The organism is Corynebacterium sp. HMSC074A09 (assembly GCF_001811545.1).
In the GTDB taxonomy this organism is placed as follows: Bacteria; Actinomycetota; Actinomycetes; order Mycobacteriales; family Mycobacteriaceae; genus Corynebacterium; species Corynebacterium hiratae.
In genome coordinates this window covers 278,908-300,541 of the sequence record NZ_KV805153.1, presented here as the reverse complement: position 1 = coordinate 300,541, position 21,634 = coordinate 278,908, and the positions used below count along the sequence as shown (strand labels likewise).

The 21,634-nt window shown below is 61.4% G+C and carries 19 protein-coding genes; 3 read left to right on the top strand and 16 right to left on the bottom strand.

The genetic code is table 11. From position 1 onward, the window contains the following. Positions 1–2 precede the first annotated feature (2 nt). Complete coding sequence (locus tag HMPREF2807_RS08615) at positions 3–584, bottom strand: FxsA family protein (RefSeq protein WP_070511899.1); 582 nt, start codon at positions 582–584, stop codon at positions 3–5. A 70-nt stretch (positions 585–654) separates the two neighbouring features. Between HMPREF2807_RS08615 and HMPREF2807_RS08610 the strand changes: the two genes are divergently transcribed. Next, a complete protein-coding gene (locus tag HMPREF2807_RS08610; RefSeq protein ID WP_070511895.1) occupies positions 655–1,494 on the top strand; it encodes a cobalamin biosynthesis protein in 840 nt (279 codons plus the stop codon). Here the strand turns inward: HMPREF2807_RS08610 and HMPREF2807_RS08605 are convergent. After that, positions 1,491–2,246, bottom strand: coding sequence for an SDR family oxidoreductase (locus HMPREF2807_RS08605; protein WP_070511892.1), 756 nt, complete (start codon positions 2,244–2,246; stop codon positions 1,491–1,493). The genes HMPREF2807_RS08610 and HMPREF2807_RS08605 overlap by 4 nt on opposite strands. Continuing rightward, positions 2,246–3,361 carry a M24 family metallopeptidase gene (locus HMPREF2807_RS08600; protein WP_070511889.1) on the bottom strand — a complete coding sequence of 372 codons (1,116 nt, stop codon included), beginning with the start codon at positions 3,359–3,361 and terminating at the stop codon, positions 2,246–2,248. The genes HMPREF2807_RS08605 and HMPREF2807_RS08600 overlap by 1 nt, the downstream gene beginning before the upstream one ends. Before the next feature lie 45 nt (positions 3,362–3,406). On the opposite strand from HMPREF2807_RS08600, the gene HMPREF2807_RS08595 reads away from it, so the two are divergent. Further along, complete coding sequence (locus HMPREF2807_RS08595) at positions 3,407–4,036, top strand: trypsin-like peptidase domain-containing protein (protein ID WP_232751649.1); 630 nt, start codon at positions 3,407–3,409, stop codon at positions 4,034–4,036. A gap of 9 nt (positions 4,037–4,045) precedes the next feature. Here HMPREF2807_RS08595 and HMPREF2807_RS08590 read toward each other — a convergent pair whose 3' ends face one another. From HMPREF2807_RS08590 to HMPREF2807_RS08540, 11 genes are all read right to left on the bottom strand, one after another. Then, positions 4,046–6,859, bottom strand: a complete 2,814-nt coding sequence (locus HMPREF2807_RS08590) for a DEAD/DEAH box helicase (protein ID WP_070511886.1) — start codon at positions 6,857–6,859, stop codon at positions 4,046–4,048. 97 nt (positions 6,860–6,956) lie between these two features. Further along, positions 6,957–7,946: a twin-arginine translocase subunit TatC gene (tatC, locus tag HMPREF2807_RS08585; protein WP_070511880.1), complete on the bottom strand. Its 990-nt coding sequence runs from the start codon at positions 7,944–7,946 to the stop codon at positions 6,957–6,959. Between the two features lie 190 nt (positions 7,947–8,136). Further along, entirely contained in the window at positions 8,137–8,400 is a 264-nt protein-coding gene (gene tatA / locus HMPREF2807_RS08580; protein ID WP_046649155.1) for a Sec-independent protein translocase subunit TatA, read from the bottom strand. Between the two features lie 83 nt (positions 8,401–8,483). Then, entirely contained in the window at positions 8,484–9,449 is a 966-nt protein-coding gene (locus HMPREF2807_RS08575; protein WP_049157708.1) for a helix-turn-helix transcriptional regulator, read from the bottom strand. Beyond that, on the bottom strand, positions 9,442–10,458 hold the full coding sequence (locus HMPREF2807_RS08570; protein WP_070511877.1) for a helix-turn-helix transcriptional regulator: 1,017 nt from the start codon (positions 10,456–10,458) through the stop codon (positions 9,442–9,444). Before HMPREF2807_RS08570 ends, HMPREF2807_RS08575 begins: the two co-directional genes overlap by 8 nt. 31 nt (positions 10,459–10,489) lie before the next feature. Then, entirely contained in the window at positions 10,490–11,872 is a 1,383-nt protein-coding gene (pafA, locus tag HMPREF2807_RS08565) for a Pup--protein ligase (protein ID WP_049157703.1), read from the bottom strand. A 47-nt stretch (positions 11,873–11,919) separates the two neighbouring features. Next, the gene (locus tag HMPREF2807_RS08560) at positions 11,920–12,111 is read right to left on the bottom strand and encodes a ubiquitin-like protein Pup (RefSeq protein ID WP_010186632.1); all 192 of its coding nucleotides are present in this window, start codon (positions 12,109–12,111) and stop codon (positions 11,920–11,922) included. A gap of 36 nt (positions 12,112–12,147) precedes the next feature. Next, on the bottom strand, positions 12,148–13,692 hold the full coding sequence (gene dop / locus HMPREF2807_RS08555) for a depupylase/deamidase Dop (protein WP_070511873.1): 1,545 nt from the start codon (positions 13,690–13,692) through the stop codon (positions 12,148–12,150). A 2-nt stretch (positions 13,693–13,694) separates the two neighbouring features. Further along, positions 13,695–15,263, bottom strand: coding sequence for a proteasome ATPase (gene arc / locus HMPREF2807_RS08550; RefSeq protein WP_070511868.1), 1,569 nt, complete (start codon positions 15,261–15,263; stop codon positions 13,695–13,697). 46 nt (positions 15,264–15,309) lie between these two features. Further along, positions 15,310–16,146 carry a tRNA (adenine-N1)-methyltransferase gene (locus HMPREF2807_RS08545; RefSeq protein ID WP_070511863.1) on the bottom strand — a complete coding sequence of 279 codons (837 nt, stop codon included), beginning with the start codon at positions 16,144–16,146 and terminating at the stop codon, positions 15,310–15,312. A 37-nt stretch (positions 16,147–16,183) separates the two neighbouring features. After that, positions 16,184–17,446, bottom strand: a complete 1,263-nt coding sequence (locus HMPREF2807_RS08540) for a M18 family aminopeptidase (RefSeq protein WP_070511860.1) — start codon at positions 17,444–17,446, stop codon at positions 16,184–16,186. Between the two features lie 75 nt (positions 17,447–17,521). Between HMPREF2807_RS08540 and HMPREF2807_RS08535 the strand changes: the two genes are divergently transcribed. Further along, positions 17,522–18,325 (top strand): RecB family exonuclease, encoded by an 804-nt coding sequence (locus HMPREF2807_RS08535; protein ID WP_070511856.1) that lies wholly within the window; start codon positions 17,522–17,524, stop codon positions 18,323–18,325. 27 nt (positions 18,326–18,352) lie between these two features. On the opposite strand, the gene HMPREF2807_RS08530 is transcribed toward HMPREF2807_RS08535, so the two are convergent. Beyond that, positions 18,353–20,020 carry a formate--tetrahydrofolate ligase gene (locus HMPREF2807_RS08530; protein WP_049157693.1) on the bottom strand — a complete coding sequence of 556 codons (1,668 nt, stop codon included), beginning with the start codon at positions 20,018–20,020 and terminating at the stop codon, positions 18,353–18,355. Between the two features lie 62 nt (positions 20,021–20,082). Then, positions 20,083–21,390, bottom strand: coding sequence for an anaerobic C4-dicarboxylate transporter (locus HMPREF2807_RS08525; RefSeq protein ID WP_070511850.1), 1,308 nt, complete (start codon positions 21,388–21,390; stop codon positions 20,083–20,085). Positions 21,391–21,634: the final 244 nt, after the last annotated feature.

The following is a 21,634-nucleotide window of genomic DNA, read 5'->3' as shown; positions in this document are numbered from 1 at the left end:
CACTACTTCTTTCCGTCCTCAAAGTCTTCGGGCTTGACGTGTTGGGTCCACGTGCGGATTTCATCTTCATCCAAGACCTCATGCGACTGGCCAGTTTGATCCATGCCCCCCATTCCATCACCGCTGGCGCCTGCGTCAAAGGTGCCGAAGGAACCATAGGAATCGCGGTGCTGGGCCATGGGTGAGGCTTCGTACACGCGCACGCCCATGTTTTCGATCTTCCGGAACATCGATGCCGCAAGTAGCGTGCGGATGATGGACCGCGTGGGCGCAAAGATAAGCAGTGCTCCGAAGACCGTGGAGACAAATCCGGGCAGTGACAGCAGGATTCCGCCCACCATGGTCAGGCCAACGTTGCCTGCCGTCTTGCCCGGGGTGGGATCCTCCATGACGTACACACCGTCATCGGTTTGACGGATGCGGCTGACCATCATGCGGCGGACTTCCCAGCTGGCGATAGTCATGCCGAAGAGCATGGTCAGCGCCAAGGCAAGCAGCGCCCACAGCACACCAATCCACTCGGCAACGGCCCAAAAGGCCATAGTTTCTAGGAGGATGTACGCGATGAAGAGAACAAACGGCATGTCGCCCACCATACTTGCTGGGCTTGGCGCTTCGCAGGAGACCCTCCCGGAGCGACTAGACTGTCCCACCATGTCCCTCCCTGAGTCGAAGCATCCCGAATCCGCTACCTTGCGCTTCCATCCCGCCGGCGGCGTTGTCACCCCCGAGCAGTGGCTCGCTCTGGGCCAGGCCGCCAGAGAACATGGCGATGGCAATGTGTACCTAGAGCAGCACAGCGTCATCGGCCTGCGAGGCGTCGCCAATGCGCAGGTGCTTGGCGACGTCCCCCTGCCCACCACCGCCGCTCACGTGCTGGCCTCTCCCCTCTCGCTGCGCGCCCGTCAGGTAGCGCAGCGGATCGCGGAAGCCTTAGTCGACGTCGATCAGGATGCCCCTGCGATAGCCCGTGCCGCGCTTTTTGGTGTGGATAGCGGTGCTGGTGATCTCCTCACACACGGGGTGGCGGCTGGCCTTCAGCTCTCTGGTGAGGAGGCGGAAGACGATGAAGATACCGCCACCGCGCGCCTGATCCGCGACGGTGAGCCCACCGGGCCGCTGCTGGGGCTTGCGGATGCCATTTCCCAACTCGTGGACTTTGCGGAAAAGGTCTCTGCAGATCACCTGCAGGACTTAGAACGTGTCTCGGATGCGGCAGGGTCAGCTCCCACTTCGCCTGCGCTGCCCATCGGCTGGCTGACTGAGCACACGAAGCCCGGCCGCGTCGATCTGGGCGCGGGCCTGCAGCATGGCGTGCTGCCCGGAGAATACGCTGGGCTTATCGCCCAGCTGGGCGCGTCCATCTCGGTAACCCCCTGGCGCGGATTGGTCATCCACGATCTAGCCGAGGGAGATGCTGACGTTGTGTTGCGCGTCCTTGCACCGCGCGGATTCATCTTCGATGCGAATTCTCCTGCCCTCGGGCACCGCTAGCGCGGCATGTGCCGCCAGATGGGACGCGGTACCAGCTTCATCACCCACGCTAAGAGCTGAAGAGGCCGTGGAATCCATAGCGTGCGGGAAGCCGGCCGCGAACCTGCCGAGGACTCAATGGCCTTGACCACCGCTTGGGCCACAACGTCAGGGGTAACGGACAAGGGCGCGGGTGTCATGCCTTTAGTCATCGACCCAATGACGAAGCCGGGGCGCGCGGTGATCAGCGCTAGGCCGCTGCCCTGCAATCGATCCGCTAAGCCTTGGCAGAAGGCATCCAGGCCCGCCTTGGTCGAGCCATAGACATAGTTGGCCCGGCGGGCCCGCCACCCAGCGATGGAGGAAAAGGCCACGATGTGCCCTCTCGTCATGACGTCGGCAAGCACGGTGAGCATGGATACCTGCGCTGCATAGTCCACCAGCGCTATGTCGAAGGCGTGGGCTTCGTCGTGCTCCGCGCGCTCCTGATCGCCCAGAATTCCGAAGGCGACGACGGCCGTGGTGATCTCTGCCCCTGCGAGTGCTGCGGCTTGTTCGATGACCGCGCGGTGGGAGGAAACTTCCGCAGCGTCGAAGGACAGCGTGTGAACGGACGACGCCCCGCTGCTGAGGAGTTCGGAGTGCAGCCTGTCCATACCGTGTTCGCCCCGCGCGGCGAGAACTACCGGGCGACCCTCACACAGCCGACGTGCAAGCTCCCCACCGATGTCGCTGCGCCCGCCAAGAATCAGTAGCGCGCCAGTTTCTCCCATTAGCGCAACCCCCGCGGTGCCTGGTTCAGGGACTCGTAGCCGGACTCGGTGATTACCACGATGTCCTCAAGGCGCATTCCCCACTTGCCCGGTACGTAGATACCCGGCTCGATCGAGAAGGCCATGGACTCGGAAAGTTCCAGCCCGTTTCCTTCCATGATGAAGGGCTCCTCGTGCGTCGACAAGCCAATGCCGTGTCCGGTGCGGTGCGTGAAGAACTCACCCCAACCGGCGTCTTCGATCACGCTGCGCGTCGCTCGGTCGATCTCCTGGGCGGTCGCACCCGGGCGCGCAGCAGCTCGGCCGGCAGCCTGGGCCTTCTCTAGGACCGCGTAAGCCTCGCGAAACTCTGCCGGCGCGGCAGCAGGATCGGCGCCAACGACGTAGGTGCGGGTGCAGTCGGAGTGATAGCCCGAGGGCAGCGTGCCGCCAATATCCACCACCACGGGATCGCCGGCGGCGAGTACTCGGTCCCCAAAGTCATAGTGTGGATTGGCTCCATTCGGACCGGAGCCCACGATGATGAAATCCACTTCGCGGTGCTCGCGCAAAATGAGCTCCCGCACATCTGCGGCTACGTCGGTCTCGGTGCGCCCCGGCTGCAGGAGGCGTGGCACCTCGGCGTGGACAGCGTCGATAGCCGCCGCTGCAGCGCGTAGCTCAGCCACCTCATCTGGATCCTTGCGGGTAAAAAGCTCGGCGAGGGCCTCGGTGGCCAGAACATACTTTGCGGGGTGCTGTTCCTTCGCAGTACTAGCTTCGAGGTTGCCAATTGCGGACTGAAAGCGCAGCACGTGATCGGCGGTGAGTGAGGATCCCAAGGCAACGGTGGTGGGGCGCGCACCTTCCAAGGCCAGCGCATAGGGATCCTGCCCATCGCTCCATCCCACCAGCTGGGCTGCGACGCCCTGAAGCGACTCAATGTCGGTGCTGGGGGCGACGATTACTGGTTCGGCATCGGGACGGATAACCAAGCAGGTCAGGCGCTCGTGGGAGGAGACCCACGAACCGGTGAGGTACGCGAATTCGGCACCTGTACCCACTAACAGGATGTCGATGTCCTTAGCAGCTGCGATAGCGCGGGACCGGCTTAGTCGGGACGCATAATCAGTCATGACAGTTAGCCTACCGCCCGCCTTCGTCCAGTTAAGCTGGGAGGCGTGAATTCCCATCCCGCTGCCGTCAAGCTCCGGACTCGCTCAAGCTATTGCTCGGGAGTGCTCATCGATGCGTCCTTAAGACCCCGCTCCCAACAGGCAACCCGGTTGGTTCTGACCTGCGCGCACTTCTTCCGCGACGGTCTTGATAAGGGGGATCACTACAGGGTGAGTGGCGGGTTCAACCGGCGCGTGGCCGCCGTGCGCACGATTGATGGGACCGACATGGCGCTGTGCTTGCTCGACCGGCCGGCCCCGCCCCGGGACCTTCCTGGGCTGGCAGAAAGCACCCCGCCATTCCGCGCCCCAGTCACCACCTGGGGATATGGCGGAAAAGCTCGCCGTGCCCAACAGCGCAGCGGGCTTTTTCTCCTTCCCTTCTTCCGCACCTGGTCCATTGACTTCCGCACCACCGTCTCCCCCGCCGGTTTAGTCTTCAACACGATTCCGGCAGTCAAAGGTGACTCGGGCGGTCCAGCTTTAGTCGATGACGCTGTCATCGGTACGCAAGCCCTCATCCTTAACCCGCTGGGGCGCAACCTCAAGCTCGCCACCGTGGCGCTCGTTTCGCCCCACCGCCAAGTAATCGGTGCGGCAGCCACGGCGCTGCTTCGCGGTGGCACCGAAGACTAGGCGCTAAGCCTAGGCGCCGATGGCGACGACGCCGCGCTGGATCGCGTCGATGGCGCGCCGGGCATTGCGACGAATCTCGTCCTCGTAGCCCGTCTTCGCCACCTGCTGGAGCAGGTCAATGACCTGGCGGCACCAGCGGACAAAGTCACCGGGGGTTAGCTCTGCACCAGACTCGTTAGCCGCGCCCATGCAATAGGCCAGCGGCGCGCCCGCCGTCCACTGGTGGATAGCTAGCGCGAAAGAAGGCTCCGGCTCCCTCGTTTGCGGCAGGTTATGGCGTTTCTCATCGGCGACGAGCTCGCTATAAATGCGCCATGTAGCGTCCATGGCGTTAGCCATTGCGTCGGTAGCCGCACCGGGTTCCCCGCGAGTGGTCTTGCGGTTTTCAAAGACACAGAGGGAGGCCACACCGGCCAGCTCCGCTGGGTCGAGGTCGTTCCAGATACCGCGCTTGAGGCATTGCGCCACCAGTAGGTCCGACTCGGAGTGGATTTTGGCCAGACGCTCGCCCTCATCCGTGATGACCGGCTCGCGGTTTTCGCCGTAACCATCAAACTCCACGTAGTCCATCTCCGCCAGAAGATCCACGATGCGCTCGAAGGTGCGGCCAAGAGTATCCGTGGCGCGCTCGACCTTATCCTCAAGCCTGGCTAGCTCGCGTTCGCGGCGCGCCAGCTTCTGCGCCACCCCGGCCAGCTGCTCGCGGTCGGTCGCGGGCCAAAGGTGCACCGGATGTTCGCGGAGGGCATCGCGCAACTGCGCGATCTTCTTGTTGGGGCGATTACGCGGCTCAGTGCGCATCTTCTTCGGACGCTTGTAGTAGTCGCGCTTGAAGGACTCCTGGACAAATCGGGTATGGCGGCGCGGGTTCTTCTGCGCTGCGCGCGGGAGCTTCATGTGCCCAACGACGATCGGCGGATTATCGATACCGGCGGAATCGATGCGTCCAGACCATCCCGTTTCAGTGGTTACCCAGGGGCGTGGATCGGCAGTCTGGTTGGCCGGGGTAATAACGACAGCCAGCGTTGGCCGTTTCTTGGTTGCGATGGCGATGACTTCACCCACCTGCAAGCGAGCCAGTACTGCGGCAACTTCCTTGTTTCTCTCCTCCTTCTTGAAGGCCCGCGCTGACTTCTCCTCCTCGGTCAGCGCTCGGCGCAGACGCATATAGTCCATGAGAATCTCAGCGGGGTCTTCGCCATCGGTGGCAGGCGGAGCCAAGTTATCTACGGCCTGCTCCAACTGTGCGCGTAGTTCGCGGACGCGGTGCTCAGCGCGCTCAATCTCGCGGGTTTCCTCCACAACGGATCCATCCGCCTGGTACTGGGCGAAAGACTTCTCCAGCAATCGGAGCGAGTCATCAAAGCCAAGCATGCCCAGCAGGTTGATAGCCATGTTGTAGCCGGGCTCGAAAGTGGAAATGAGCGGATAGGTACGAGTTGAGGCAAGCCCCGCCACCGCGGTGGGATCCATAGCGGGTGCCCATTGCACGACGGCATTGCCCAAGGTATCGATGCCTCGCCTACCGGCGCGGCCGGTGAGCTGTGTGTACTGGCCCGGTGTCAGGTCCACGTGTGCCTCGCCGTTAAATTTCACCAGTTTTTCCAGCACCACGGTGCGCGCCGGCATGTTGATTCCTAGGGCCAACGTTTCGGTGGCGAAGACTGCCCGCACGAGGCCCTTGACGAACAGTTCCTCTACGATGTGCCTAAAGGCCGGCAGCATTCCTGCGTGGTGAGCGGCGAAGCCACGCGAGAGTGCTTCGCGCCAACGTTTGAAATCAAGGACCTTGAGGTCTTCTTCCGGAATGCCTTCCACGCCCTTATCGACGATGGCCTTGATCTCAACAGCCTCCTCCTGGGAGGTCAGCACCATGCGGGAGCGCAAGCACTGATACAGAGCACCGTCGCAGCCCGCGCGGGAGAAGATGAAGGTAATTGCCGGCAGCATCTCCATTGATTGCAGCTCTTTGAGAACCTCCGGGCGGCCAAGCGGACGGTAACGGTCCTGCGCACGAGGCGCGCCGCTGCGCCGATCACTGTGCCGGTCGCTGCGCCCGCCGCCTTTGTGACGGGCGCGGGCGCGGAAGCTCGCACGGTTCTGGGCATAGTCTGCGCGGCCATTATCGGTATCGCCGGCCTCCAGACGTTGGATACGCCGTGCGAGCTCAGTGTTTACCTGGCCGCCTGAGTCGGGTTCAAAGAGCGGATAGATTTTGCGGCCGACCATCATCCACTGGTCCAGCGGTACGGGGCGCTTATCGGTAACGATGACCTTGGTATCTCCGCGCACGGTGGTTAGCCACCGGCCGAACTCCTCGGAGTTGGACACCGTTGCGGACAAACCGATAATGGAGACATGTTCCTCCAGGTTGAGGATGACCTCTTCCCACACTGCGCCGCGCGAAGCATCCGCAAGAAAGTGGATCTCATCCATGACCACATGGGTCAAGCGATCCAATGCACCTGAGCCCGCGTAAATCATGTTGCGCAGGACCTCAGTGGTCATCACGAGGATGTCCGCGGAGGAGTTAATGGAGACATCACCGGTCAGCAGCCCGACCGCATCCTCACCATGCGCGTCAACTAGGTCGTGGTACTTCTGGTTACTCAGCGCCTTGATGGGTGTGGTGTAGAAACAGCGGGTCCCTTGGCGCAGCGCCAAGGACACGGCGAACTCACCCACCACGGTTTTACCCGCGCCGGTGGGCGCACAGACCAGAACACCGTGGCCAGCTTCGACGGCTTGGCATCCTTGGATCTGGAATTCATCCAGTGAGTACGGAAGCGCTTGGGTGAACTCGTCCAGATGCGTCAGTGTCATAAGTCTCCAGGGTACCTGTCAAGGACGGCGTACTAGTGCGCCGGTCCCCGGCGCCAAGCAGAACGATTGAACAAGTTCGCTAAGAAGGCTGACGAGGTTAGAGAACGTCGTCGAAGAAGCCGCTCTGCGGGGGCTGAGTATTCGTCTGTTGAGGCTGCGGTACCCGAGCGTCAGGAGTCGAAGCCGGGGCGACAGGCCCGGAAGATACCGGCCGCGACGACGCAGAAACGCTCGTGGATGCAGACACCGGAGTCGGTGCGCCAATGGCACCCGGACCTTCATCCAGCGACGAGGCAGTTTCATCGTCCAAGTCCATCCAGTCTGGGCGCTGGCGCTTCTGGCGCTTGTCGTTGATGCGGCAGAACTGGAAAGCTATCTCCACAAGAACCACGAGAGCACCGGCCAAAACCAACATTGAGAAGGGTTCTTGGCCCGGTGTAACAACCGCGGCGAAAATCATGATGACGACAATGATGATGCGGCGCTTATCTTTGACGTGGTCATATTCCAAGACACCGATCAGGTTGAGGCAAACCACGAGTAGTGGGATCTCAAAGCTGACGCCAAAGATGAGGAGCAACGCCAGCAGGAAGTAGAAGTAACGTTCACCTGTCAGTGCTGCGGTTTGGTACTCCGAGCCCATTCCCATGAGGAACTCCAAACCCACAGAAAGGATGACGTAGGCGAGAACCGCGCCGAGTACGAAGAGCAGGACCGCAGTCGAGACGAACAAGAAGGTAAAGCGGCGTTCGTTCTTGTGCAGGCCGGGCACGATGAAGGCCCATATCTGGTAGAGCCAGACCGGTGAGGACAATACGGTGCCGGCTAACGCGCCAACCTTGAGTCGGAGCATCAGCATTTCGAAGGGGCTGGTTGCGAGCAGACGGCATTCGCCGTCCGCGGAGAAGGAAACACGGCTCTCTTCAGGGAGTGAGCAATAGGGACCGCGCAAAATCTCGCCTAGCGGTGACATGCCAAACGGGGCGTGTTGGTACCAGATGAATCCGATGATGGCACCCACAGCGAGGGCGAGAAGGGAAATGACGATGCGTCGGCGCAGCTCCTGGAGGTGCTGAACTAAGGTCATCTCCCCCGTTGGGTTCTTGGGCTTGCGGCGTAGCTTTGAGCTCCATTTTTGCTTCGGCGCGTTAGAAGCAGGGTTCGACGGTGTACTCGCGGTACTCAAAGCAAGACCTCCACAGAAAAGCCCACGACGGCAGGCGAGGCCCCAGCACGCCGAGGGACTCGGAATGTGGTCTGCCTGCCGGGAAAGATTATTAGTTCTGGTTTCCGTCAGCCGGCTTGGAAGTGCGCGGCTGCATCTCCGGGCTGTTCCAGAAGTCCTCGTCGGACTGCTTGGAGCCCGCGATCTGGCCCTGCTGCTCAGAGGTGTTGTTCTCCTCTTTCATCTCCTTGACTTCGGACTTGAAGATGCGCATAGACCGGCCCATGGAGCGAGCCAGCTCCGGCAGCTTCTTAGCGCCGAACAACAGCACGATCACGAGAACAACAAGGCCGATTTCCAAAGGTCCCACGGTCATTGAGGGTGCCCCTTCTTTCTTGGTCGATGAAGCGTGCTTGTTCACACAGCGCGACGCTGAGCGACGTGCACGCGGGAGAGCTCTTAGTCTGGCAGTTGAGTATAACGCTCCAGTGCTCGTTTTCTATGCTCCGAAATGGCGTCAACGAGCTTCTGCGGCCCCACTACCCGCATGCGATCAGCTTGGCCGAGCGCGAAACGGCTAAACCACGCCTCCGAGCCGACCGGCATCGTTGCAGCTATGAGGCCATTTTCTAGGGTCTCGCCAAGGGTGATGTCGTAGTGTTCCGCTAGCCAGGTGAATTCTTGGTGAATCTCCAGCTCCGCAACAAGAGTGTGATCTAGACCAAAGGGTGAATCTGGGTTGAAATCCAGTTCGCGCACATGTGGTGTCGCGGAAGCGTCGAGCACTTCGACATCACTCATCCGGTCAAGGCGGAACGTGCGGTGCTCCCCCACCGACTCGTCCCAGGCCACCAAATAGGGTTCGCCGTCCACGATAAAGATGCGGGCCGGATGCACGGTACGCTCACTCGTCCGGTTGGAGGACATACTCCAGTAGGTAAAACGCACTTGCCGGCGCTTGTCGACGGCCCCCGCCAACGCCGCTTGCACCTCAGACTCTTCGGGATCGGTCGTGGCCAGGGAGTCATAGATGGCGGCTGTCTTTTCATCCATGATCTCGCGCAGCTTCGCGGCGGCAGAGTGGACCGCGGAGACGTCGACAAGCCCCGGCATTGCCTCAAGGGACTCGAGCGTCAGCAACAATGCGCCGGCCTCAGTTGGGGTCAGGCGCAATGCCTGGGTCAGGCCCTGGTCGTTGTAGATCTCGATGCCATCGCGGTAGCTAAAGCTTAAGTCGATAAGGTCCTCGGTATTGCGGCCCACACCGGAGCAGAAGAGACGGTCGATAGCATCCTTAAGCTCAGCAGGGGTCATCCCTAAATCCTCGGCAGCCTCCATCGGAGTCAGCCCCGGGTGGTTACGCAGGTAAGGGATGAGGTTGAGGGAGCGAACAAGGGACTGCAGCTTGCGGGGTTGATCAACCATGGCGGGCCTCCTCGCCAGACGCTGATGATGGGTCATCACCGACACTTAGGAGTGCGATGATGTCGGCACGAACCTCGGGTGGCTCGATAACCACGACATCTGGTGCATAGCCAGCAGCGGTGCGCACCAACCAATCGTGGTGTACGTTGGTGAGTTCTAGAAGTCCATCCTCGCGCCTGCGTCCGGCGTCGACAAGCTCGGCGGCCTGCCCCTCGGGAACCTCGAGGACTGCATTTACCGTTTCGCCCCGCTCCAGCGCCTCTACAACGAGATCCTGCAGTGGTGCAGTGGGCTCGAGGTGCGTGGCCGCAGCGCGCGAGCGCCTGACGTTGTCCACGCGGGTAGCGCGAAAAGTTCGGGGAGCCTCGCGGTCCACATCCCAACCGACGAGATAAACACGATCCCGGTGGTTGACCAGCCCCCAGGGATCCATATGGCGGCGAACCGCCTCGGCAGAGGGCATGGCGTAGTAATCGAAGGAAATGCGCAGCCCAGCACGCACTGCGGTGATGACTCCAGTGACGAGCTCTGGGCTCAACCTGGTCATGTCGTTGACTGCGGTGTACACCGGCGCTCCGCTCAAGTCGCGGGAGGCGCCTGAGGCTGCGATCTTGGTCCACGCGGAGAGACTGAAATCGCTTAAGCCTCCCGGAGTGCCGATGCCGCCGGCTACGCCGAGAACCATGGCCTCCTCCGGCGTGAAATCGACGGGAGGTAGCTGGTAGTTTTCGGGATCGAGCCGGTACAGCGAACCTTCCGCGCCGCTGCTGTGTACTACTGGCACACCGGCGCGCTGCAGGGTCACGATGTCGCGGGAAAGCTGCTTGTGAAAGGCTTCATCGCTGCGTGACTGGTAGCCCTCGACGTGGCTGCGGATCCACGCCGCGCTGCGGTCCGGAACCCCGCCTTGGTGCGCTGCCCCATGCAGGGCAAAGGTGAGGTTGGTGAGCCTTTCGATAGCGCGGTCTCTGACCGGCGTCCGGGCTGCAGTGCGATCTACTGAAGGCATAGTGGCAGGTTCCTTGATCAGCTCTACGGCTCTACGAGCCTGGGTGCGAACGCATGTAGTCTAACAACCCATCTAGGCGCGGGTCCTCGGACACAAAGGGGTCGGAGAACTCCTCGGTCATCGGTTCAGGCCGGTTGACCTTCATCCGCGTCCAATCCACCGTTACCGCGGCATCGAGCTCGCGGGCAACAGCGAGAAACTCCCCGCGCAGCTTGGCACGGGTGGTCTGCGGGGCGGTGTCGACTGCGGCGTTGATTGCAGCATCGTCGATCCAGCGTTTCACCATGCCGCGCTGCTCCAATACGCTGTAGAGGCCGCGACCTGGACGGATGTCATGGTAGGTCAGGTCAATCTGTGCCAGCTTGGGGTGCGACCAATCCCCGCCCAGGCGCTCGCGGTAGCGGTTCAGCAGGCTGCGCTTGATGACCCAATCGATCTCGCGGTCAACGCCGGAGAAATCCTGAGTGTCAATGGCCTGGAGGGTGCGCTTCCACAAGTCCACGACCCGGGCCAACTCAACCGTCGGAGTGCCTGCGTCCTCGCGGTGATCCAGCCAGCGCTCGGCAGCGGTACAGAGCTCCTGCTGCACGGCGAGCGCGGTGGTGCTGCCGCCTCCCTCAAGCGGAAGCTCGGTGCGGCCGGTGGGGTCGAGCGCGATGGCCCTAATGTGTTTAATTGGCTCGAGTACCGAGAATGCCGGCACCTCAAAACCGGCTTCCAGCATCTCCAGCATGAGCAGCGTGGAGCCAACTTTGAGGGCCATCGTGGGTTCGGCCATGTTGGAGTCGCCAACGATAACGTGCATGCGGCGGAAACGCTTGGAATCACCATGCGGTTCGTCGCGAGTATTGATGATGGGGCGCGAGCGAGTCGTCGCAGAGGACACACCTTCCCACACCTGGTCGGCACGTTGGGAGAGCACGAAACGCGCGGGTTCCTCTCCCTTGGCAGGTCTAACCATCCCTGCGCCACAGATGAGCTGGCGGGTGATCATGAACGGCAGCAGAGCTTTGCCGAGGTCCTTGAGCACCACGTGGCGGCCGATGAGGTAGTTCTCGTGGCAGCCGTAGGAATTGCCGGCCGAGTCCACATTGTTCTTGAACAAGTAGACAGCGCGCTTCTCCCCCTCCGCCGCCAGTGTTTCCTCCGCCTGCACGGCCATGCGATTGACCACAGCATCGCCGGCGCGCTCATAGGCAATGAGCTGGGTTAAGCTATCGCACTCCGCGGTAGCGATCTCCGGGTGGGAACCCACGTCGAGGTAGAGGCGGGAGGCGTTGGGACTAAAGATATTGGAGGAAGAGTACTTCGACACGATGGGCCGAAAAAGCACGCGGGCGATCTCATCCGGGGACATCACCCGCTGTCCATCGCTTGCGCTCGCTGTAATGCCGTACTCGGTTTCGATGCCCATAATCCGCCGTGCATAAACGGGGGCGCTATCGGAGGGCTGCTCCACCTTTATTCGCCGCCCTTTTGGACGTAGGAGCGCACGAACTCCTCGGCGTTGGACTCCAAAAGGCCGTCAATCTCATCGAGGAGGTCATCGGTACCCGCGCTGTTGATGCTGACTTGTCCGGCGTCGAACTCCGGAGTGTCGCCTCCTTGACCGTTGCCGCCACCGGCGTTGATCTGAGACTGCTGTCCGCTCATTCTTAAGAGCTCCTTTCGCGAGTGGAAAATGCTGCGCTAATACAGTGTAGGGTACTCGATTCGCACCCCGAGCTGGCGCAAACTATTAACGAAGTCGGCGGCGCTGTCCGCAGATTCCAGCAGAGCGCCCACCTCGTCCTGCCCGAGTCTTTTTGTGTCGTCGAGTGCCACGCAGGCAGTACCAGAGTTGGCTCCCTCGGCCTCACCGATGCGGAAGGTCAGCGACTGCCAGGACGCCGCCAAGACATCCTCCCCGAACTTTCGGGTGGCGTGGCCGCGCAGGTAGGCGCGGGTATCCGCGGGCGGCGTTTCCGCTGCAGCAGCAATCTCTTCCTCGCTGACCAAGGTACGCATCTGCCCCTTGCGCACGAGCGCATGGTAGAGGGACTTTGCCGGATCGATGTCGGTGTACTGCAGATCGATCAGCGCCAGCTTCGGACCATCGGCCGCCACGCCGCGGTCCAGGTAGCCCTTAATCAAGCGGTATTTTGCTACCCAATCCAGCAGGTGGGCGGCCTTGAGCGGGTTGTCGGCCAGAAGCTCGACAACCTCGTCCCAGACGGTGAGTACCTTTTCATCCGCTTCGGAGGCGGCGGTAACCCTTTCCCGGTAGATGGCCAAGATGTCGAGGGCGGTGAGGCGGCGGCCGTCGTGAAGCTTAAGCTGATGGGTCAAGGTAAGGTCGCGGCTCACCCGCTGCACCTCCTCCACCGGTTCCATAAGGCGCATGTCACTAAAGTCCACGCCGCTCTCGATGGCATCGAGTACTAGCGAGGTCATGCCTAGCTTGAGCAGCGTCGAGGTGTGGGACATCGTGGCGTCACCGATGATGACGTGCAGGCGGCCGAAGTCCTCGGCCACCGCGTGTGGCTCGTCGCGGGTGTTAATGATGCCGCGGTTGAGGGTGGTTTCTAGGGAGATTTCCTGCTCGATGTAGTCCGCGCGCTGCGAAATCTGGAAACCTGGCTCCTCTCCATCGACGCCCACACCCATGCGGCCGGCACCGGTGACCACTTGGCGGGCAACGAAGAAAGGAATCAGCCCCTGGGCAATATCATCGAAGTCGGTGTTCCGAGAGTACTGGTAATTCTCGTGGCTGCCATAGGAAGCCCCCTTGCCGTCCACATTGTTCTTGTAAAACTTCAGCGGCGGGCAGGGATCGTGTGTGGCCAACACGGACGTGCCCTGCGCGGTCAGCGATGCTACGGCCTCCCCTGCACGGCGCAGGATGAGGTCACCGGCGGCGTCGTAAAGCATCGCATCCCAGGCATTCGTGCACTCCGGTGAGGAGTATTCGGGGTGGGCGTGGTCGACGTAGAAACGCGCGCCATTGGCGGTCACCACGTTGGCCACACCCAGCGCGTTCGGGTCCACCACCGGCACGGTGTGGTAGCGCTTGAGATCGAAGCCGCGGCTATCGCGCAGCGGGTGCTCCTCCCGAAAATCCCAGCGGGAGCGCGCGCCGGTATGCAGGGCGGCATAAGCCACAACAGCATGGGTGGAGGTCACGATCGGTGACAGCGCCGGGTTGGACGGCGTGGAGATTCCATACTCAGTTTCGGTTCCTAGAACACGGCTCATGGCTACACTCCCATCAATTCGACCTGGGTGACATACGCGCCAGCAGAGGTACCTGCGACGATCTTTGCCCACTCTTCCGGGTTGGCGGAGGTGGGGACGTATTCCGATTCAGCCTGTTCCGCGGCTATAGCCTCGTGGAGGTGCGCTGCGGTTATGCCGGTGGACTTCGCCCCATCGGTGGCAGTGGCTGCGTCCAACGCTTCCTTGATCGCCAGCTTCTTGGCACGGGAGACGATGTTGGCGATCATTGCGCCGGACACGAAGTCCCGGTAGTGCAGCACACGCGGATCCGCGTTAGCGAAGTGGAGTTTGACGAACGGCCGCTCGGCGTAGAGATCGTCGACCGCGGTATCGATGAGCTGGGAAAGGTCGCCTTCGTGCGGGACTGATTCTGGAAAGTGGCGCGCAAAGATTTCCCGCGCGCCCTGCTTGGTCGGGCGGTTGACGCGAATCTTGATATCGAGGCGCCCCGGGCGCATGATGGCGGGGTCGATGAGTTCCTCGCGGTTGGTGGCGCCGATGACGATGACGTTGCTGAGCTTCTCCACACCGTCCAGCTCCGTCAGCAGCTGCGGGACGACGGTGGTCTCCATATCGGAGGACACGCCGGAGCCACGCGTGCGGAAGATGGATTCCATCTCATCGAAAAAGATGATGACCGGGCGCTGGCTGCCATCCTCGGTGGGCTCGGAAGCAAGCTCGCGGGCGCGTTCGAAGATGAGGCGGATGCGGCGCTCAGTCTCGCCTACGAATTTGTTGAGCAGTTCTGGGCCCTTCACATTGAGGAAGTAGCTGGGGGCACTAGCTGCCAGTGATGCGGACAGCGAATGCGCCACCGCCTTGGCGATGAGCGTCTTTCCGCAGCCTGGCGGGCCGTAGAGCAGCACGCCCTTAGGCGGCTGGAGGTCATACTGGCGGTAGAGCTCTGGGTGGAGGAAAGGCAGCTCGACGGAATCGCGGATAAGGGAGATCTGCTCGTCCAAACCGCCGATGTCCTCGTAGGAGACGTCAGGAACCTCCTCCAGCGTGAGCTGCGCTACCTCAGTCTTGTGCACGCGTTCGGTGGCTACACCTGATTTGGGCTCGACCAAGAGGGTATCGCCGGCGCGCACGGTATCCCGCAACGCTGCGGCGAGGAGAATAACCTGCTCTTCACCAGAGGAATTAATGACCACGGCGCGGTCGGTGCCGAGACGCTCTTGTAGCGTGGCCAGCGCGCCGGTATTTACAGGGGCGCAGGCCTCCACGATAACGAAGCCCTCGCCCAAGCGCACCTGCTGCCCTACTTTCAGGGAGCCGGGCTCGAGGTTCGGCGAAATCTTGACCCGCATGGCTCGACCGTTGGTATAAACCTCAGCGTCGCGGCGCGAATCGTGCGCACGCCCGGAATAGCCCAGAAAGACACCGTATGTGGAGGCGGGCTCCGCAAGGGCGTCAACCTCCGCGAGCATCTGCTGAAGCTTCGTGCGAGCATCCTTCAACAGGGCAGCAAGCTTGGCATTGCGTTCAGCGAGCTGCTCTATCTGGCGACGCTGCTGGCCAAGTTCCTGGGAATGAGTGGCATCGTTCATAGATCCCACCCTAGCGCGCAGCAACCCACGATTAGTGTGAAAGGGTTTACTTTCGGGCGCGGCGCTGCGGGCGGGGTGGCGTGACGCCGTCGGCAAGCCGGCGTGTCCAGATCAGAAACGCTGTGTGCGCGTTCATGCGGTGCTCAGGGCGGGTAGCTAGGCCTTCCACCTTCCATTCACGCACGAGGGACTCCCAGGCACGCGGCTCCGTAAAGCATTTGAGTTCGCGGATTCCCTCCATCACCTTCATCAGCTGCGGCACGGTGGCCACATAAGTCATGAAGACGCCGCCCGGGATGAGGATATCGCGCACCTTCTCGAGGTGCTCCCAGGGGTCGAGCATGTCCAGGATGACGCGGTCCACCGGGCCACCCAGATCCTCGACGGTGACATCGGCCAAGTCCCCCAGACGCGGGCTCCACCATTCGGGCTGCTTACCGAAGTATTCGGTGACGTTGTCCACGGCGTATTCCAGGTGATCATCGCGGACCTCATAGGAGAAAACGTGGCCTTCGGGCCCTACGGCGCGCAACAGCGTCATCGAGAGAGCGCCGGAACCGGCGCCGGCCTCGAGCACGCGTGCGCCCATGAAGATATCGCCTTCGACCAGAATCTGCGCGGAGTCTTTGGGATAAATCACCGCGGCACCTCGCGGCATCGACAGGACATGGTCCACCATGAGGTGGCGGAACAAGAGGAAGGAGCTGCCTAGTGTCGAGTCGATGACGGAGCCCTCATCCATGCCGACGACATCATCGTGGTTGATGATTCCCTTGTGCGAATGGAACTGGCCTCCCTCCTCGAGGACGATGGTGTAGTGACGCCGCTTGGCATCGGTGAGCTGCACGCGGTCGCCGTAGCGGAAGGGGCCAGAATAAGCCATGGCGTGGGTACCTTTCACATAGTTTGGGTGGCTAGGATTAACCCACCAAGTATGCCTCAAGGGCGTTACCAAGCCATAGTTGGTCGCGCTCGCCCACCAGCTCGCGGGCTGAGTGCATCGAGAGCATCGGCACTCCCACGTCGACGGTGGGAATACCCAAGCGGGTGGCGGAAATCGGCCCGATAGTGGAGCCGCAGGGCACGTCGTTATTGCCTACGAAGCGCTGGTAGGGCACCTCGGCGCGGCGGCAGGCAGATTCCCACAGGGCCACGGTGTTGGCGTCGGAAGCGTAGCGCTGGTTGCCGTTGATCTTGGTCACCGGCCCCTGGCCGATGATCGGGTGGTGGGTGGGATCGTGCTTTTCCGCGTAGTTCGGGTGCACGGAGTGGGCGGCATCGGCCGACACACAGCTGGAGCGCGCGAACATTTGGAAGCGCTGCTCCTCATTGGCGCCAAGCGCCCGAGCGGTGCGGGTAAGGATATCCCCCAGAATCGGCCCACCCGCGCCATAGCGCGAAGAGGAGCCAACTTCTTCATGGTCGAAGGCCGCCATGACGAGGATGTCCTTGTGCTCAATCGAGTCGGCGTTGCGGGCAGCGGCGAGAAGGGCACGCAGGGAGGCGTGGACGGAAGAGAGGTTATCCATGCGTCCAGCAGCGATGAGCTTTTCGCCGGCGCCAAAGACTTCACCGCGCTGGGCATCGGCGGTAATGAGGTTGAAGGAAGCGATGTCTTCTGGGGCAACGCCGAGTTGCTTGCCGACGACCCCCATCACCGACGTCTCCGGTGTACCTACGGAGAGCACCGGCTGCATGTGGCGCTGGCGATCCGGCTTGAACTCATCCTTGCGGTAGAGGTGGATAGCCAGCGAAGGCAAGCGCAGCAAAGGCCCGGTATTGACCAAGTGGCGTGTGCCATCGTTCAGAATTACTTGGCCGCCGACGGTGAGCTCACGGTCGAACCAGCTGTGGAGAAGCACACCGCCATAGACTTCCACGGCCACCTGCTGCCAACCGGCGGAGTCGAAATCTGGGGTGGGCTTGAGAGCAAGACCGGGCGAATCAGTATGGGAACCGATAATCCGGAAGCCGGAGTCCGGGCTCGCGCCCTCGGGGACAAACCATGCCATGACCGCACCACCCCGGACCATGACGTGGCCGCCCGGTTCGGCTGACCACTCGGCGGACTCATCCTGGCGGCTAAAACCCGCCTCAACGAGTCTGCGCGCTACCTCCTCAGCCGCGTGGTAGGAGGACGGGCTGGCGGCGATGAAATCGAGAAAATCTTGCGTAGTGCTCATGCTTCCAGCTTGCCACGGACTGCCGGGTGATGCCGGAAGGACTGTGTGTGCCTATGCGCTAGGCTGAGAAACATTATGCCGAAACGACTAGCCCTCTCCCCTTCCCGCGCCTCCGATTACAAGCAGTGCCCGCTGCTCTATCGCTTCCGGGCCATCGACAAGCTCCCCGAGCCCAAGACGAAGGCACAGGTCAAGGGTACGCTGGTCCACGCCGTCCTGGAAAAGATGCACCAGCTACCCCGCGAGGAGCGGGAGTACCCGGTGGCGGTGAAGATGATTAAGCCCGAATGGGCAGTGATGATTGAATCCGATCCCGAGCTACGCGAATTAGTCCCAGAACAGGAAGAACTCGACTTCTTCGTCGAAGCACGTGAGCTCATCAAGGGCTACTTCCAGATGGAAAACCCGCAAGGTTTCGACGCCCATGAGTGCGAGATGTACGTCGATACCGTCTTGCCGAACGGTGTTCCTGTCCGCGGGTTCATTGACCGCGTAGACGTTGCCCCCACTGGCGAGGTGCGCGTGGTGGACTATAAGACCGGAAAGAAGCCGCTCCCCCGTTATTCCCAGGACGCGCAGTTCCAGATGAATTTCTACGCATTGGTGTACTGGCGGCTGCTCGGTACCATCCCCACGCAGTTGCGGCTGATGTACCTCAAGGTACTGGACTCTATGTTCCTCACGCCGGGACCGGAGGAACTGGAATACTTCGAGCGCGACCTAGGCGAGCTCTGGGCCAAAATCGAAGGCGATGGCAAGGCCGGAGACTTTAGGCCGAAGACTTCAAAGCTGTGCGGTTGGTGCTCGTTCCAAGACCTCTGCCCGGCGTTTGGCGGAACGCCACCCGAGTATCCCGGGTGGCCCGACCAGACCGCGTAGATTGCGCTGCGTAGACCGCACGGCGGCTTAGAACAAGCCGGAGATCGATCCGTCAGCGGCAACGTCGATGTTGTTTGCCGCGGGCTTCTTCGGCAGGCCCGGCATGGTCATGACGTCACCGGTTAGGGCAACGATGAAACCAGCGCCGGTGCGCGGCTGAAGTTCGCGGACGTGGAGGACGTGGCCTTCCGGAGCGCCGAGCTGGCTGGGATCATCGGAGAAGGAGTACTGGGTCTTAGAGATAACGACGGGGAACTTCTCCCAGCCGTTGTCCTTGATGTACTTGAGATCCTTGAGCGCCTTGGAGGAATACTCGACGCGTTCTGCGCGGTAAATTTCCGTGGCGATGGTCTCGATGGATGCCTCGATACCATCGGCGGGATCGTAAAGCTGGTGAGAGGAGCCTTCGGAGAGGCTGTCCAAAAGGCGCTCAGCTAGCGCGGTGGCGCCGGCGCCTCCCTTGGCCCACACCTCTGCTTCCTCGAGCGCGACGTCAAAGTCTGCCGCCCACTGGCGCATGAACTCGCGCTCGGCATCGGTATCGCTGCCGAAGAGGTTGAGGGCCACCACTGGGGTCAGACCAAACTTGCGGAGGTTCTCCACGTGGCGCTCCAGGTTGACCACACCCTTCTTCAACGCTTCCAGGTTTTCCGTAGTCAGTTCCTCACGTGGCTGGCCACCGTTGTACTTCTGGGAACGGATTGTCGCCACGACGACGGCGCCGGCGACATCGAGGTCACCGAAGCGGGACTTGACGTCGAGGAATTTTTCACCGCCGAGATCCGCGCCGAACCCTGCCTCCGTAAGAACGATATCGCCGAAGCGCATCGCGGTTTGGGTAGCGAGGAGCGTGTTGCAGCCGTGAGCGATGTTGGCAAATGGTCCGCCGTGGACGAAGGCCGGGGTTCCGCCGAGAGTTTGCACCAAGTTGGGGTTGAGTGCATCGCGCATCAGTGCCGTCAGCGCGCCTTCTGCCCCCAACTCGCGCGCAGTGACCGGCTTCTGGTCATAGGTGTAGCCCACGGTGATGTCGCCAAGGCGCTTCTTCAGGTCTGCCAAGTCAGTGGCGAGTCCCAGGATGGCCATGATTTCGGATGCCGCGGTAATGGTGAAACCGGTCTCCCCCGGTACACCGTGGGCCGGGCCGCCAAGACCGGTGACGACATTGCGCAGCGCGCGGTCGTTGACGTCGATACAGCGCTGCCAGGTGATGCGACGCGGATCGATGTTGAGAGCGTTGCCTTGGTGGATGTGGTTATCGATGATGGCGGCCAAGGTATTGGTCGCCGCAGAGATGGCGTGGAAGTCACCCGTGAAGTGGAGGTTGATGTCCTCCATGGGAACAACCTGGGAGTAGCCGCCTCCAGCGGCGCCTCCCTTAATGCCCATGACGGGGCCCTGGGAGGGCTCGCGCAGTGCCACGATAGCCTTCTTCCCCAGCTGGGTGAGGGCATCGGTCAAACCGATAAGGACAGTGGATTTGCCCTCACCTGCTGGAGTCGGCGAGACACCAGTAACGAGGACGAGCTTGCCGTTGGCGGGTGTATCCCCAACTTGGGTGATATCTACCTTGGCTTTATTCTGCCCATAAGGGATAAGAGCGGGCGCCGGGATACCGGCGCGGGCAGCAATATCAGTGATGGGTTCGAGCTGGTGGGCTTGAGCGATCTCAACATCAGAAGGTTGCGTAGTCATGCCCACCAGCTTAGCGTGCTAAAGAAGTGTCTTGAGCAAAATCAAATAATTTTTTGATAATGCTAGAGAACGACTGCGCCGATGGCGTAGCACAGGAGGACCGACAAGGCGATGCTCACAGTGCCAGGAATGATGAACGGGTGGTTGAAGACAGCCTTTCCGATGCGGGTCGAGCCAGTGTCATCCATTTCAACGGCCGCCAACAGGGTCGGGTACGTCGGCAGAATGAACAGAGCGGATACCGCGGGGAAGGCAGCGACAGCGGTCAGCGGGTTGACGCCAAGGGCCAGGGCCGCAGGCATGAGAGCCTTGGTGGTGGCTGCCTGGGAGTACAGCAGCGCCGCAGCAAAGAAGAGCACGATGGCCAGCAACCATGGGGCGGATTCGATGACGGACCCGGAAATGGCCTGGATGTCCTCCATGTAGTGGTTAATCAGCGTGGTGCCCAACCAGGCCACACCAAGCACACAGATACAGGCAGACATGCCAGACTTGAACACTGGGGTGTTGAGTACATCGCCAGCGGAGATCTTGGTGATCATGACGATGAGGGTTGCAGCGGTAAGCATCACCGTCATGATGGCTTCGTTACGGGGCAGAGTCGGCTCTTCGATGAGTCCTACCTGGGAGGAGGTCAGGGTGGCCCACAGCATAACGATGACGATGGCAACCAGGAAGATGATCACGGAGGTCTTGGCGCCCTGCACCGGGCTGTAGTTGTGGGAGCCCTGTGGCATCTTTACCAGGCCTTGGGCCTTGCGTTCTTGGTAAACGGGATCATCTTCGAGCTCAGCGCCTGCTCGGTTGGCAATCCAGGCGGCAGGGAAAATGGAGAGGAACGTCGCAGGAATGAGCACGGCGAGGATCTGCAAATAGCCCACGCCCATGGGCTCCAACAGGGAGGCGAGCAAGACTACGGCCGCAGAGATGGGTGAGGCGCAGATGGCCATCTGCGAGGCAACAACTGCGATGGACAACGGGCGTGAGGGGCGGACCTTGCCTTCCTTGGCTACCTCGACGATAACCGGGAGCGTGGAAAAAGCGGTGTGTCCAGTGCCTGCCAGAACGGTCATCAGCCACGTGACGACCGGGGCGTAGAACGTGATCTTCTTCGGGTTTTTACGAAGGAATTTCTCTGCCAGGTAGACGAGATAGTCCATGCCACCGGCGCGCTGCATGGCAGCGATGGCCGCGATAACGGTCATGATGATGCCGATGACGTCGAAGGGGATATCTTCGCGGGTGACGGGGACGCCGGTGAGCCCTAAAAGTAGAACGCCCAAGCCGCCGGCCATACCAATGCCGATTGAACCGATTCGGGCACCGAGATAGATCGCCGCAAGGACGATGAGGATGTGCACTACAACCATTGTGTAACTCCAATATGTGCAGTTGAACTGCAGTATGGGTGGTAATTCGCGCGGCGGTCAGAACACGACCATGGCGCGAGAACTGACAGTTTTTATTCTTCCCTATTAGTGTGGCTTTAGCGAGTATTCAGGCCCGATTGTGTCCGTTTCCACAAAAGTGCGCACCGACGGCTCGGTCTCGAGAGAGGGCGTGATACCTGGTGTGGTTGAAAACGGGCACACGCCCGCGCGGCCATCATTGAGG

Coding starts and splice junctions, on each gene's coding strand:
- HMPREF2807_RS08615 (WP_070511899.1), bottom strand. CDS start 584: ATGCCGTTTGTTCTCTTCATCGCGTACATCCTCCTAGAAACTATGGCC.
- HMPREF2807_RS08610 (WP_070511895.1), top strand. CDS start 655: ATGTCCCTCCCTGAGTCGAAGCATCCCGAATCCGCTACCTTGCGCTTC.
- HMPREF2807_RS08605 (WP_070511892.1), bottom strand. CDS start 2,246: ATGGGAGAAACTGGCGCGCTACTGATTCTTGGCGGGCGCAGCGACATC.
- HMPREF2807_RS08600 (WP_070511889.1), bottom strand. CDS start 3,361: ATGACTGATTATGCGTCCCGACTAAGCCGGTCCCGCGCTATCGCAGCT.
- HMPREF2807_RS08590 (WP_070511886.1), bottom strand. CDS start 6,859: ATGACACTGACGCATCTGGACGAGTTCACCCAAGCGCTTCCGTACTCA.
- tatC (WP_070511880.1), bottom strand. CDS start 7,946: ATGACCTTAGTTCAGCACCTCCAGGAGCTGCGCCGACGCATCGTCATT.
- tatA (WP_046649155.1), bottom strand. CDS start 8,400: ATGACCGTGGGACCTTTGGAAATCGGCCTTGTTGTTCTCGTGATCGTG.
- HMPREF2807_RS08575 (WP_049157708.1), bottom strand. CDS start 9,449: ATGGTTGATCAACCCCGCAAGCTGCAGTCCCTTGTTCGCTCCCTCAAC.
- HMPREF2807_RS08570 (WP_070511877.1), bottom strand. CDS start 10,458: ATGCCTTCAGTAGATCGCACTGCAGCCCGGACGCCGGTCAGAGACCGC.
- pafA (WP_049157703.1), bottom strand. CDS start 11,872: ATGGGCATCGAAACCGAGTACGGCATTACAGCGAGCGCAAGCGATGGA.
- HMPREF2807_RS08560 (WP_010186632.1), bottom strand. CDS start 12,111: ATGAGCGGACAGCAGTCTCAGATCAACGCCGGTGGCGGCAACGGTCAA.
- dop (WP_070511873.1), bottom strand. CDS start 13,692: ATGAGCCGTGTTCTAGGAACCGAAACTGAGTATGGAATCTCCACGCCG.
- arc (WP_070511868.1), bottom strand. CDS start 15,263: ATGAACGATGCCACTCATTCCCAGGAACTTGGCCAGCAGCGTCGCCAG.
- HMPREF2807_RS08545 (WP_070511863.1), bottom strand. CDS start 16,146: ATGGCTTATTCTGGCCCCTTCCGCTACGGCGACCGCGTGCAGCTCACC.
- HMPREF2807_RS08540 (WP_070511860.1), bottom strand. CDS start 17,446: ATGAGCACTACGCAAGATTTTCTCGATTTCATCGCCGCCAGCCCGTCC.
- HMPREF2807_RS08535 (WP_070511856.1), top strand. CDS start 17,522: ATGCCGAAACGACTAGCCCTCTCCCCTTCCCGCGCCTCCGATTACAAG.
- HMPREF2807_RS08530 (WP_049157693.1), bottom strand. CDS start 20,020: ATGACTACGCAACCTTCTGATGTTGAGATCGCTCAAGCCCACCAGCTC.
- HMPREF2807_RS08525 (WP_070511850.1), bottom strand. CDS start 21,390: ATGGTTGTAGTGCACATCCTCATCGTCCTTGCGGCGATCTATCTCGGT.